The organism is Micromonospora sp. CNZ285 (assembly GCF_004637285.1).
The window spans coordinates 2684628-2696786 of record NZ_SPQD01000001.1; the positions used below are offsets into that span (position 1 = coordinate 2684628).

Genomic DNA, 12159 nt, shown 5'->3' on the forward strand with positions numbered 1-12159 from the left:
CGTGGCGAGGACGTCCGCTACGTCCGCAGAGCGGCGTGGAGACGCAGGCGGGTTGAAGGTCGATCACCCGTGTCAGCATGTCACCCTCACCTCGATCTACAACCAGGGACAGTTGCCCCGCGCCAACGGAACTCGACCCAGGCCAGGCTTCCTGTCTGCCAATCCATCCAAAACGGTGCCCTATGACGCTCGCCCGACGGTGCAGCAGGTCGAGGAAGGGCACCACGTCATCCCGGTCTCCAAGGCCAAGCGACGGATCTTAGGTAGCACACCGTCTGGAAGTCGGCACGCCGGACGCTAACACATGATCGAATCACGTACCTAGCCTCGATGGGGCCACCAGCAGGCCGACGGGCGCATCGGTGCGAGTCTGCAGGGCAGGTCTTCGGTCGCCGAGCCCGCACATTCCGGCCCAACCGCCATCTCAAATAGCAGGGTGGAGCCCGTCGACCTCGTCATCAAGGAATAGCAAAGGAGAGCGAGCGAATCCTCCAGCGGCCCACCAGTCTAAACCTACAGCCACCCGCCACCTGTCCTCTTCGTACGCGTGCGAGAGTGGCGCCACGGGGCCGGGGCCAGCCTGGTGCACATCGGTGAGACCTGGGTTGCGACGAACGAAGCGCCGGAGTGCCCGCCCTGTACCTTCTACCTCGGTGCGGTCCTCGATGGCGGGACCTGCGGGTGCGGCGACATGACGGCCACGGTCGCCGACGCGTTCCGCGAGTTCGTCATCACCAGGCTCCCCGCGGACCTGCTCGACTGCCTCGACGTGGCGATCGTGGACGGCGACTTCAAGATCGAAGTCGGGCTGCGGCGAGAACCGACCCTGGGCGAACTCGATCGGCTCAACGAGGTCTTCCAAACCGCTCACGCGCACGGTGGTGCAGTGGATCATCGTGACGGAGCGCGACGCCTTTGCCTTCTTCACCGCCTCGGGTGTTTGGCGTCGCGAACCAGTGGGGATGCACGATGCAGTCATGCCAGGTCAGGTCGAGACGGCTATTCGAGCTCGGGTTGCGGCGGGTACGGGCCTCCCAACGCCGACCGGTCGGGCCAACCGGGGTTGAACCGCCCCGGGTTCTGTGGAGTCTCTACAAGATCCGGGGCGGTTCACCTGGCCCGTGCTCTCGACTTCGGGCCGTACTACGGTGCGAATCTGGATGCTCTGTGGGATCGACTGAGCAGGGATGTTCCCCGCCCGGTCGCCGTGGTCTGGATTGACTGGCAGGTCAGTGAGAGGAATCTCGGAGCGGGGCGATTCGGAAGGATCTGCGGCCTCCTGCGAGCCGTGGAGGCCGAGGACCGAGAAGCTGGCCACGAGGAGCTTTTCACGTTCGAGCTGCGATGACCTCTTCGTTTCGAAAGAACCATCGGTGCCTGCCGACCTGGAGCAACTAGCGGCCCCTGCTGGCTGTCCGCTACGGTCCGCCAACGTCCAGCCCGGTGCTTTTCGATCGACACCCAGTTAGCCACCCGTCAGGGTGCGGCGTGCACACGTTCATCCGTGGGCTACGAGTACGGCTCGAAGGTGGTTGGCAGGACCTCACGGAGGTAGTCCAGCGAGCTGATCCTTCCGGTGCTGCCCAGAGCATCCAGCAGTAGGTCCAACATGCCGCCTGGATAGCGTTCCCCGGTCCTGCCGCGAATGTCGGCCACCACGCACGTCCACGTGTCGGCGGGCTTGCTGGTCAGTTCCCAGCAAAGCTCAAATTCGCCGTTGACCGTCCCCCAAGCGAACAGTTCGCCCAAATTGTTGCCGAACCTGTAATAATCCTCGATGTCATTGGCCAGGTCGTTACGGGCTAGAAGTTGTTCGACGTAGACCGTGGGGCTCTCGCTGTAGTCCCACCCGTACGGGTGGAACACCTGAACGAAGTCGAACGCGCCCGGAGGGAAACGCTCCACGTACTGCCGAAAATCCGTCGGGAATTGGTGACCGAAGGCAACCTGCAACGACGACCAGTCCGGGCGGTACGGAGATCTGCCGTTCCAGCCGACCATCGCCGCCAACTTGTCAACCGTCGCACTCGCACCCGTCACGCTCGCATCCTTCCAGCCAGCGGACGGCTACTGCCACAGCGCAAGCTCGGCTCATCCGCCATCCCGTAAGCCGCCGACCCGCCCTCCTGGGAAGCGGGCCGTCGTCCGGCCCGCCACGTCAAGCGGACCTTGACGGCTCGCACGGACGCTGGCGGGCCCGGCGGTGGTCTGCTCGGCTCGCCCGGGCCGTCGGCTGGCGGGATGGCCCTGCGCAACCACCCCACGGACCGCAACACGCCGACGGAGCCCTGGCCATCCTGGAGTCGTTGCGCCCCCGCCGGAGGCGCAGTGACCGCAACCGGTCCGCCGCCGCGACTCGCCGCGCGAACCCGGCGTGCCCTTCCCTGCGCCACGCTGCTCGGGCGCGCCGCGGCCGGCTGCCGGCCCACGAACTTAACCACTCTCGGCGCTACCGTATGCGGCGGCCCTCCGGCGTCCCGCTCTCCGCCGGCCGCCGGGCGTCAGGCGTGACGGCCGCAGAGCGACAGCGGCAGCGGCCGGCGCGCGCCGAGGCGGCGGTGCGTGCGGCCCGTTGCGGGCCGCCTTGATAGACGTACAGAAAGTCCTCCCACACCGGCCGGCAGCCGGCTGTGCCGTCGTCCGGTTGACCTGTGACGGTTTGGCTTCACATGATGTGCGCGCCGCCCACGGCGAAGCCATAAAGCTCCTCACAATGGGCCGATACGTCGACGGCCGACGCCCCGACGCATCGCGCATCAAGGTCGACGAACATCTCGCCCAAGTCACCATGCACTGTGGCCAGTCATTCGGGCACCAGCAGTGGTTCCTCTTCGACACCGTGTGGGCGGCCGCTCACCCCGACCTGGACCAATCACTGCTGCGCTACAGCAACCACTGGGATCCACTCAAGGACTGAAAGCAGCCGAGCCATCAGCTCCGACCGTCGGGACGAGCGAATGCTGATCGGGCATGCGGCCAGCGGCAGATGAGGACGGTCATCGGCTCGAATGGGTGCCGTAGGGCGGGGTGGCGTGGATGCCCATGCCGTACTCGTATCGCAAGCCGGCGTCTGCGATGAACTGCGCAGCGTGCGGCAGCACGGGGCGAGAGCCGATCTTGCTGACAGCCATCCGGCGAAGCACCCGATTTAGCCTGCCGGAGGCGCTTGTGACCGCTGCCCAGTTCCATGCGGCGGGATCACCGAGTCGCGGCACGGCGGTCGCCCACGCCGAGGCACGCTTCTCCGAGTTGTGGTTGCTATGGCTCCATCGCACCTCCTGCGCCCCAACGGGGCCGCCGTAGTAGAGCTGAACTAGACCCCAGCCTTCGCAGCAGTACCGGAACGTCGGGCCTCCCGGCAAGCCCGGAAGCAGGTCGATCCGCCTAGTGCCGTGACCACGAACGTTCACGGTGTTGGTTGACACGCCGCGCGGCCTGTCGGCGGGGCGTCGTTGTGCCGGTCAGGCTGTGGCGGTGGCAGATCTTGTACGCGTGCGGCGGCTCAGTGACCAGGAGGGTCAGCAGCTGCTCAGAATCACCCGCCGGGGAACCGGCTCGGCGATCCGACTGCGGCGGGCGATGGTCGTGCTGGCCTCGGCTGGCGGGAACACCGTGCCGGCGATCGCCCGTCTGGTCCAGGCTGACGAGGACACGATCCGGCAGGTCATCCATCGGTTCAACGAGATGGGGATGGCCAGCCTGGACCCTCAGTGGGCGGGTGGCCGTCCCCGCCAGATCAGTCCTGACGAAGAACAGTTCATCGTCGAGACGGCCAACACCCGCCCCGAGAAGCTGGGGCGACCGTTCACCCGCTGGAGCATCCGCAAACTCGCCGACCACCTGCGCGGTCACCCCGTTCGACGGATCCGCATCGGGCGGGAGCGACTGCGGCAGATCCTGCACCGGCACCGGATCACCTTCCAGCGGACCAAGACGTGGAAGGAGTCCACCGACCCGCACCGGGACACCAAACTCGCCCGCATCGAGTACGTCACCGGCCACTTCCCGCAGCGGGTGTTCGCCTTCGACGAGTTCGGGCCCCTCGTGATCCGCCCGCAGGCCGGCACTGGGTGGGCGCCCGCGGGCCATCCGCACCGGCTGCCCGCGAACTACCACAAGCTGCACGGCGTCCGGCAGTTCCACGGCTGCTACAGCGTCGGCGACGACCAACTCTGGGGCGTCGTCCGACGTCGCAAGAGCGCCGCGAACTCTCTCGCCGCACTCAAGTCGATCCGCGCCGTCCGCCCCGACGGGGCACCGATCTACGTCATCCTGGACAACCTGTCCGCGCACAAGGGCTCGAAGATCCGCAGGTGGGCGGCCCGGAACAAGGTCGAGCTCTGCTTCACCCCGACCTACGCCTCCTGGGCCAACCCGATCGAGGCCCAATTCGGGCCGCTGCGCACCTTCGTGATCGCCGGCTCGAACCATCCCAACCACACGGTCCTGGCCCGGAAACTGCAGGCCTACCTGCGCTGGCGCAACGCCAACGCCCGCCACCCCGACGTTCTCGCCGCCCAACGCCGCGAACGCGCCCGCATCCGCAGCGAACGACAACGACGCTGGGGCCAACCCGCCACCCGCGCAGCCTGACCCCAACACCGTGAACGTTCGTGGTCACGGCACTAGCTATAGGCACCGGCCCGCAACCGACGACGAACAACGCCAGGTGCCGTCCACGTGGAGCAGCAGCAACTTCAGCGGCAGCCGAGAATTCCCGCAGCTCGCAGTCCGGCTCCGAGTCGGACTCGAAGACACGGAACAAGCCCAGATCGAAGAGGGCCTCGAGCACCGCGGACCAGTCGTCCTCTGCAGCATAGAAGTCCAAGTTCGGCACGATCTAACTATCCCGGTCGGGGCAACACGACCGCCAACCAGCATCCGCTCACGGCTATGAGCGGACGTCGTCGGCCTATGAAGCGGAGCCGCCGGTGCTGACGCTTTCGGGCGCGCCGAAGATGTCACCGCCCAGGAAGCCCTGGTCAGATGGCTGCCAGTGGGATTCTAGTCTCAACTGCCGGATTCCCTACCAACTCCGCCATCGCGGATCTAGAGCCGCACGTCGATGCAGGATCGTCCCGGCGGCTGGCATCAGCGAGCCCGTGACGAAGAAGCCGACAGCAGGCAGGCGGGGAGCAAGGAGATGACCACTTCGGTGTTCTCTGGGAGCTCAAGGCCACTCGCTCGCCAGCATCGTCGCAGGTCACGGTCCCCTCTCCGCCCAAAGCCAATGAGCACTTCGGACACGGTGACCACTTCGCCACGCTGCACCCAATCTGCACCCACCTGCAAGGCATGAACACTCACAAGGTCCTTACCGCCTTGAGCTGCGGATGCTCCCCTACCAGGCGACATAGAGTGCCGTTGACTGCTGTTCACTGCCGTTGAGTGCAGTTGTGTGAAGCAGGACGCCGCACGGACTTTGACCTGCGGAAACGAGAAGCCGCAGGCAGGGGTGGGTGCAGTTGCGCACCCTTGGGTGCCGTTCGGTGCGGTTGAGGGCCGTTCAGTGCACCCTGTTGCTCCCAACCTGCTCCCCCAATCCCGGGCCCGTGACCGGGTTGCTGCAGCCAGGCTGGAACGGGCGTCCTACAGGTCGTTCGTCAGACATCGTGGCCGCTTGCCCGAGCGGCCTTGGCTGGCGTCGGCGCCGGTTAGCCGCGCCCCGCGTACCGCTCAGACCACCGCCGGCTGGGCTTCGGTCGCCACCCTGCCGACCAGCACGATCCGCTGCGGGTCGAGCAGGAGGCAGCACGTGACGAGCCAACGGGCCAGTTCGTCGACGCGCTGGCGAAACTGCTCGCCGGGCGTCCAGATCGCCTCGGTCGTGACCAGCGAGCCGTACACCGGTAACCGGATCGAGGTCAAGATCCCGTTCAGCGTGCTGCCCGACAACATCTACTCCGGAGGACGGAGGCGCGCCGGTCAGAGCGTCGCAAGCACCCCGGCCAGAACGACCAGGCAGCACCCGATCTCGATCATCCCGACCTGCACAGGGCGCAGTCGGCGTGCCGGCAGCAGCGCGGCCCGGAGCAGGAGCAGCAGGAAGACCGGACCGAGCAGCACATCCAGCAGCCAGACCACGGCGGCCAGGCCGAGCGCGTGGTATCCGATGGAGAGACGGAGGAAGCGACTGTCACCGCGTTGCCGGATCATCGTCTTGACATAGAGGACAGTGCCGAACAAGTAGAGCAGGAGCACTGCGAAGGCCGGGGTGACCCGGGTGACGGACACACCGGCGATGGTCGCCGCGACGAAGACCAGCAGGCAGCTCTGCCCCACCGAGGCCAAGTCGTTGAGCAGTGCCCGTTCCCGGCGATGCCAGGCGTATCCGGCGTTGACCGCCAGCAGCGCGGCGTAGCCCGGGGCGTACCAGAGGACGGCGGGCCGGGCGAGCGCTACAGTCGCCGCGAGCGGCGCCGCCAACAGGCCGTACACCAGCAGCTGGGGGGTAAAGCGGCTCGGCCGACGGCTCTTGATCGCCTGGAAAGCGTAATACGACAGCAGGTAGCCGGTCAGCCAGGCGCCGAGCAGCGGCAGGTGCGGCCAGCGCGGGCCGGCCAAGGCCACCCCCACGGTGTACGGCAGCAGGAGCATCGCCCACGCGCCGTGCTGGGGTGGGACGAACTGGCGCACGCGGCGGCGGCGCGTTACCGGGCGGTCGGCTACGACAGCGGTGTTCATGGTGGTCACCGGACCTCGAACAGGCCACGGGCGCCGCGCTCGGCGTCGACCATGGCGTGGCTGACGAACGGGTAGTGCCCGGCTGCGGGGAAGACCGTCTCCACGAAGCCGCCGCCAGCCGGGGTGAGGGACAGCACCTGGGCTCCGCCGGGGTCGGTCGGCCGGTTCTCCCAGTGCCCCTCCCGGTAGACGGTGTCGAACTGGGCGCCGACGATGTGGAACGAGCTGTCTCGGTTGGGGCCGGCGTCGAGCAGCCAGACTCGGACCCGTTCACCGGCCCGGGCGGGCAGCGGACGGTGCGCGTACTGGGCGGGGTAGCCGTTGAAGACGACGGCGTCGGGGCGCTCCGCCTGCATCGCGGCCAGGTCGCCGGGCTCGCCGTCCGGGCCGAGGTAGAACTCGGACTGGACGAGCACGTACTCGCGATCGACGCGGGGCAGGTCGGGCGGGTCGACGATGACCGCACCGTACATCCCGTTGCCGATGTGGTGCAGCATCGGCATGGTCGAGCAGTGGTACATCCAGATGCCGGCGCGGGTCGCGGTGAACCGGTAGGTCAGCCGCTGCCCGGGGTCGATCGGGCGCATCACCTCGTCCGGGGCGACGGCACCGGCGTGGAAGTCGATGCCGTGGTCCAGGGTGCCGTCGTTGACCAGGGTGATCTCGAAGGTGTCGCCGACCCGGCCGCGCAACACCGGGCCGGGCACGGTTCCGTCGAAGGTCCACAGCCGCTGCCGTACCCCGGGCGCGACCTCCCGGACGACTTCCCGGACGTGCAGCTCACGCCGGTGCAGCCGGCCGGGCGGCGCGGGCGGCGCGGTGGCGTCCCGGGCGACGAAGGCCGCGCCAGGGTCGGCCAGGGCATCGAGGCGCGGCCTCGTTCCCTCCGTCGCCACGGCCGTCCCTGTCGGAGCGGTCACCGTGGCCCCCGTCGGGACGATCCGCAGTGTCATGCCGGCCTGCCGGTGGGCGGGCAGGGAGCACCAGCCCTCCACCGTCGCCCCGATCACGCCGGCGTCCAGCCGGGCGTCGCCGTCCCGCGTCAGCAGCGGTGTCCTCGCCCCGGAGGCCAGGACGAGGTCGTGGCGGCGGTTGTCCCGGTTGGTCAGCTCGATGACCAGTCGATCGCCCCGGGGCACGTCGATCCGGTCGGGGTGGAAACGCATGCCGTCGGCGACCACTGTGACCGTGGTGGTGTGCCCGGTCGGGGTGACGGCGGTGGCGGCGGCGGGGACGGGTGCGTCATCGGAGACGCGTTGGGCGGCGACCCCGACGAGGACGGCGACCAGGACGAGGGAGAGACCCACGGCTGCTCCGCCGAGCGGGCGAGGCACGGGGGCTTCGGTGCGCGCGGACACGGGTTACCTCCGGGCGGTGAGCAGGACCCGCACGGCCGGCACGAGGAACTGCACCAGCGCGGCGAGGACCAGCAGTGAGGTGGTGATGCGGACGAACGGCGGGGTGGGCAGGACGAGGACCAGCAGGGCGGCGTTGGTCATCGCGACGCGCTGCGGGCCGTGCCGCTCCAGCAGGGCGGCGCGGCGGCGCACCGGCGCGGGTCCGCCGCCGAGCACCACGGGCAGCAGGTGGGTCAGGGCTCCGACGAGGACCTGGGCGACGAAGCCGACCAGCAGCGGGAGCAGCACCGCACCGAAGCGGTCGGCCGCGCCGGCCGGGTCCGCAGGGGGCAGCAGCGTCGCGGCGTCCACGGCGAGAGCGACCATCAGCCAGCCGCCGGCCGCGGCGAGCGACCAGGACGCGAACGCGTACGGGGGGCGGGTGCGCGCGACGGCCAGCGCGGGGCGCAGGGCGATCAGCGCGCCGAGGGCGAACAGGCTCAGCCCGGCCGCGGCGACCACCCGCCACCAGGCGAGCAGGCCGACGCCCAGCAGGACCAGTCCGGTCGTCGCCACCGGCAGCGCGACGGTGGCGGCGCGGACCGCACCGTCGGCCATCCGGGTACGCAGCACGGTGGGCCAGAGCGTCAGCAGAGTCCCGAGGACGGTCAGCGTCACCCAGCCGAGCAGGTTCACGTGCGCGTGGAACAGCAGCAGCCGGGGGCGCAGCGGGTCGTCGATCACCAGCATCCCGGCGCCGACCGGCACGCCGGCGAGCAGGGCCACGGTCGCCGCCAGGTAGTAGCGCACCGTGACGGAGAACCGGGCCGGCAGGGCGCGGCGCAGCCGGCGGGTGAGCGCGACGAGGTGGGCGGTCACCGCGACGAAGACCAGCGTAGCGCCCGCCACGCCCAGCCAGGGGCGGTCGGCCGTGCCGCCGGTCAGGACCGCCAGCACGCCCACGTTGAGCGCGGCCAGCCGGGCCGCCTCGGCGCGGCGGCGGTCCGGGGCGGGGGCACGCAGCACGGCGGCCGCGAAGTGGGCGCTCCACACCACGACGGCGTTGCTGACCGCACCGAGCAGCAGCAGGTGGATGGCCGTCCAGCGCCATGCGGGGAGGAACGGATGGACGAAGGCGAGCACGACCAGCCCGGCCAGGTAGGCCAACGGCAGCGCAGCGACCCGACGGTGCCAACCGGCCCGCCGAAGGCCCGCCGCCACGGCCGGAGCGGTCACCGGGCCGAGGGCCGGGGCGGCGGGACCGGCCGACGCGACTGCCGAGACGGTCGGCCCGGGCCTCGGGCCCGAGGGCGGGGTCGGGGCGGAGTCGCCGCGGGTGCCGGCCATCACCGCACCGCCGGCACGACCGGCGGGACGACCGCCGTCCGGGTCCGCCGCCGGGCGGCGCGGACCAACGCGGCCACCACTCCGCCGACGAAACCGAGCACCGCCAGGACGTTGCCGACGCCGCCCCAGCGCCACCCGGCCGGCACGCCGAGCACGTCGCCGACCAGGACCCGGATCGTCAGGGTGGTGTGCAGCAGGGCGAGCGGGGCGTACAGCCACGGTCCGTAGGGCAGTGGGCGGCGAAGCACAGCCGGCAGGATCACTGGAGCGTGCGCGAAGATCATCGACATGGTGAAGCCCAGGAAGACCAGGTGCAGGGCGGCGTCGTAACGGGAGCCGCCGGTGACCGGCCCGGCGCCGGCCCACAGCAGGCCGGCCAGCGCCAGCCAGGCGTACCCGGTGAGCAGGCCGACCGCGACGTAGCGGGGGAGGCCGACGGCGCGCACCGTGCGGCGGGCGACGTCGCAGACCACCAGCCAGGCCACCGTCGCGAGCAGGCCGACCCCGAAGAGGTACGCCCCGACGGCGGGCCAGAGCGCGGCGGCGGTGGCGCCGGCGGTCAGCATGCCGAGGGCGGCGAGGAACCAGCCGACGCCGTGCCGGGGCAGCGTGAGGTGAGCGAGTTCCAGACGCTCCCCGGCGATGGTGGCCACCACGAAGGTGGCCAGCCAGGGCACGATCTCCGGCACGCTGAGGCCGGCGAGCCAGAGCAGGGTAGCGGCGTACCAGCTCAGCGCGCCGGTGACATGGGCCAGCAGCGCCGGGCCGGGCTGCCGCCACCACAGCCGCTGGTAGACCAGCAGCAGCACCGAGGCGAGCATGAGCAGCAGCCGGCCGGGCAGGCTCGGCCCGGTCAGCACCAGGAGCACCGCCCCGGCGCCGGAGCAGGCGGGTGCGAGCAGGGCCCACCGGGTGCCGAGGGCCACCGCGCGTTCCAGCGCCACCAGGGTGCCGACGAAGCCCAGCACCATCAGCGGGCCGTGCACCTGCTCCAGTGGGACGTGAGGCGCGGGCATCGGCAGGCCGAGCAGCAGCAGGGCGGCGTAGAGACCGCTCACCAGGGCGAAGCCGCCCGCGGCGAGGACGGGGAGACGCCATCGTACGGCGACCGGCCGTGGGTTCATGCCGGCTCTTCGGTGATATTCGGCAGGGCCAGCCGCACCACGCAGGCGTCGGGTGCGCCGAAGGGTTCGAGCATGGCGCCGGCCGGTGAGGCACCGGCGTGTTCGAGCGTGCCGCGGACCACGCCGACGTGCAGGGCGCAGATCGCGTCGGGGTTGCGGTTGACCAGCTCCAGGAAGGGACAGGTGTGCAGGTGGATCTCGGTCGCCCCGTCGGCCGTCCGGTGTCGGCGGGGACTGAAGCCCAGCCCGCGCAGGACGTCGAGCAGCGTATCGACCGGCTCCCTGCCGGGCGGGGTGGCGGCGGCGAGGTGGCGTCCCCAGTCCTGGCCGGCGCGGGTGGCCTCCGCCCGGACGTCTCCGTGGCCCCGCCGCGACAGGTGGTCGAGCAGGGCGGCGGCGAGTGCCCGGTACGGCGCGGGGGCCGGGGCCTCCGCGACGGCCACCCGGTAGCGCCACGCCGGCCGTCCGGGCTGGCCCCCACTGGCCCGCGCCTTGACCAACAGTCCGGCGTCGACCAGGCGGTCGAGGTGGGCGCGGGCGGTGGACAGGTGCAGGCCCGTCCGCTCCCCCACCTCGGCGATCGTCATGCCGACGCCGGCGGCGCGCACGAACTCCAGGATCGAGGCCCGGCTGGCGGTGCCGAGAGCCCGGTGGCGCTGCGGGTCGATGGTCTCGCCGACCGGCCCTGTTCTCGGGGTTTCCACGTTAGATAACGTTACAACGTCATTCACCCGCAAAACCCTGGAGGGTTCCATGTCCGCCTTACGCTCCCCGGCCGACCGCGAGGCCGCGCAGGCCGTCGTCCGGCACCACGCCCAGCTCGCCGCCGACCTCGACCGGCACGTCGGAAACCTGCTGACCGCGGCCGACCAGGGTGACGCCGCCGGCGCGCTCCGGCACCGCGACGAACTGCTCCGATGGCTCCGCGACGAACTGCTGCCGCACGCGCACGCCGAGGAGGACTCCCTCTACGCCGCCGCCGGTGAGCGGGCCGAGGGTGCGCTGCTGGTCCGGGGCATGCTCGACGAGCACCAGGCGATCACCGGCCTGGTCGCCGAGCTGGAGACCGGCAACCGGCCGGTACGCCTCGCCGGCACCGCGCGCGCCCTCGCCGCGCTCTTCGCCGTCCACCTGGCCAAGGAGAACGACCTGGTCGTCCCGCTACTGGTGGACGCGGCCGACGTCTCGCTGGCGAAGTTGCTGGAGGGGATGCACGATCTGCTCGGCTCCTCGGAAAGCTCGAATGGCGGCGGTTGCGGCGGGGGTGGCTGCGGCTGCGGTGGTGACCGGGCACCGGCCGACGCGCCGGCCCCGACCCTCACCATCGATCCCCGGCTGGACGTCCGGCAGCTCCCGCACGACCAGCGCCACGCGCGGGTGCTGGCGGCGCTGGAGGCGCTGCCGGCCGGTGGAGCGCTGGTGCTGGTCGCCCCGCACGCACCCCGCCCGCTGCTGGCCGAGGTCGCAGCCCGCTACGGCGACGGCATGACCAGCGAGTGGCTGCAGGACGGGCCGGACGTGTGGCAGATCCGGCTCTCCCGCCGGCCGGTGACGGTCTGAGCAGTCTGTCGGTGCCAGGGCGGTGGGGATCAGGGCCCGCCGTCCCGGCGTACCGGGCCGTCCGGCCCTGCTGACGGAGGTTGCCGGTGCGCACGATGGAGTCGCCC

At 70.8% G+C, this 12159-nt stretch carries 12 protein-coding genes; 4 read left to right on the forward strand and 8 right to left on the reverse strand.

Annotation, left to right across the window (positions count from 1 at the left end; genetic code table 11):
* Nucleotides 1-424: 424 nt before the first annotated feature.
* Nucleotides 425-928, reverse strand: coding sequence for a hypothetical protein (locus CLT75_RS33160; protein WP_167796852.1), 504 nt, complete (start codon nt 926-928; stop codon nt 425-427).
* Here CLT75_RS33160 and CLT75_RS33165 point away from each other — a divergent pair.
* Nucleotides 887-1348 (forward strand): barstar family protein, encoded by a 462-nt coding sequence (locus CLT75_RS33165; protein WP_486485342.1) that lies wholly within the window; start codon nt 887-889, stop codon nt 1346-1348. The genes CLT75_RS33160 and CLT75_RS33165 overlap by 42 nt on opposite strands.
* 161 nt (nt 1349-1509) lie before the next feature.
* Here CLT75_RS33165 and CLT75_RS12060 read toward each other — a convergent pair whose 3' ends face one another.
* Complete coding sequence (locus CLT75_RS12060) at nt 1510-2040, reverse strand: hypothetical protein (RefSeq protein ID WP_135240887.1); 531 nt, start codon at nt 2038-2040, stop codon at nt 1510-1512.
* A 604-nt stretch (nt 2041-2644) separates the two neighbouring features.
* Here CLT75_RS12060 and CLT75_RS12065 point away from each other — a divergent pair.
* Both CLT75_RS12065 and CLT75_RS12070 read left to right on the forward strand, forming a co-directional pair.
* Nucleotides 2645-2917 carry a hypothetical protein gene (locus tag CLT75_RS12065; protein ID WP_167796907.1) on the forward strand — a complete coding sequence of 91 codons (273 nt, stop codon included), beginning with the start codon at nt 2645-2647 and terminating at the stop codon, nt 2915-2917.
* Nucleotides 2918-3474: 557 nt separating this feature from the next.
* Nucleotides 3475-4593: an IS630 family transposase gene (locus CLT75_RS12070; RefSeq protein ID WP_357142298.1), complete on the forward strand. Its 1119-nt coding sequence runs from the start codon at nt 3475-3477 to the stop codon at nt 4591-4593.
* A gap of 1083 nt (nt 4594-5676) precedes the next feature.
* Here the strand turns inward: CLT75_RS12070 and CLT75_RS32865 are convergent.
* From CLT75_RS32865 to CLT75_RS12100, 6 genes are all read right to left on the reverse strand, one after another.
* Nucleotides 5677-5895: a hypothetical protein gene (locus CLT75_RS32865; protein ID WP_181726745.1), complete on the reverse strand. Its 219-nt coding sequence runs from the start codon at nt 5893-5895 to the stop codon at nt 5677-5679.
* 30 nt (nt 5896-5925) lie between these two features.
* Nucleotides 5926-6684 carry a YwiC-like family protein gene (locus CLT75_RS12080; protein ID WP_128138805.1) on the reverse strand — a complete coding sequence of 253 codons (759 nt, stop codon included), beginning with the start codon at nt 6682-6684 and terminating at the stop codon, nt 5926-5928.
* Between the two features lie 5 nt (nt 6685-6689).
* Nucleotides 6690-7991 carry a multicopper oxidase domain-containing protein gene (locus CLT75_RS12085; RefSeq protein ID WP_486485142.1) on the reverse strand — a complete coding sequence of 434 codons (1302 nt, stop codon included), beginning with the start codon at nt 7989-7991 and terminating at the stop codon, nt 6690-6692.
* Between the two features lie 54 nt (nt 7992-8045).
* Nucleotides 8046-9257: a hypothetical protein gene (locus tag CLT75_RS12090; protein WP_486485143.1), complete on the reverse strand. Its 1212-nt coding sequence runs from the start codon at nt 9255-9257 to the stop codon at nt 8046-8048.
* A gap of 110 nt (nt 9258-9367) precedes the next feature.
* Nucleotides 9368-10492 carry a hypothetical protein gene (locus CLT75_RS12095; protein WP_135240892.1) on the reverse strand — a complete coding sequence of 375 codons (1125 nt, stop codon included), beginning with the start codon at nt 10490-10492 and terminating at the stop codon, nt 9368-9370.
* A complete protein-coding gene (locus CLT75_RS12100; RefSeq protein ID WP_486485144.1) occupies nt 10489-11247 on the reverse strand; it encodes a helix-turn-helix transcriptional regulator in 759 nt (252 codons plus the stop codon). Before CLT75_RS12100 ends, CLT75_RS12095 begins: the two co-directional genes overlap by 4 nt.
* On the opposite strand from CLT75_RS12100, the gene CLT75_RS12105 reads away from it, so the two are divergent.
* Entirely contained in the window at nt 11246-12052 is an 807-nt protein-coding gene (locus CLT75_RS12105; RefSeq protein ID WP_135240894.1) for a DUF2249 domain-containing protein, read from the forward strand. The two genes, CLT75_RS12100 and CLT75_RS12105, sit on opposite strands and share 2 nt — an antisense overlap.
* Nucleotides 12053-12159 lie beyond the last annotated feature (107 nt).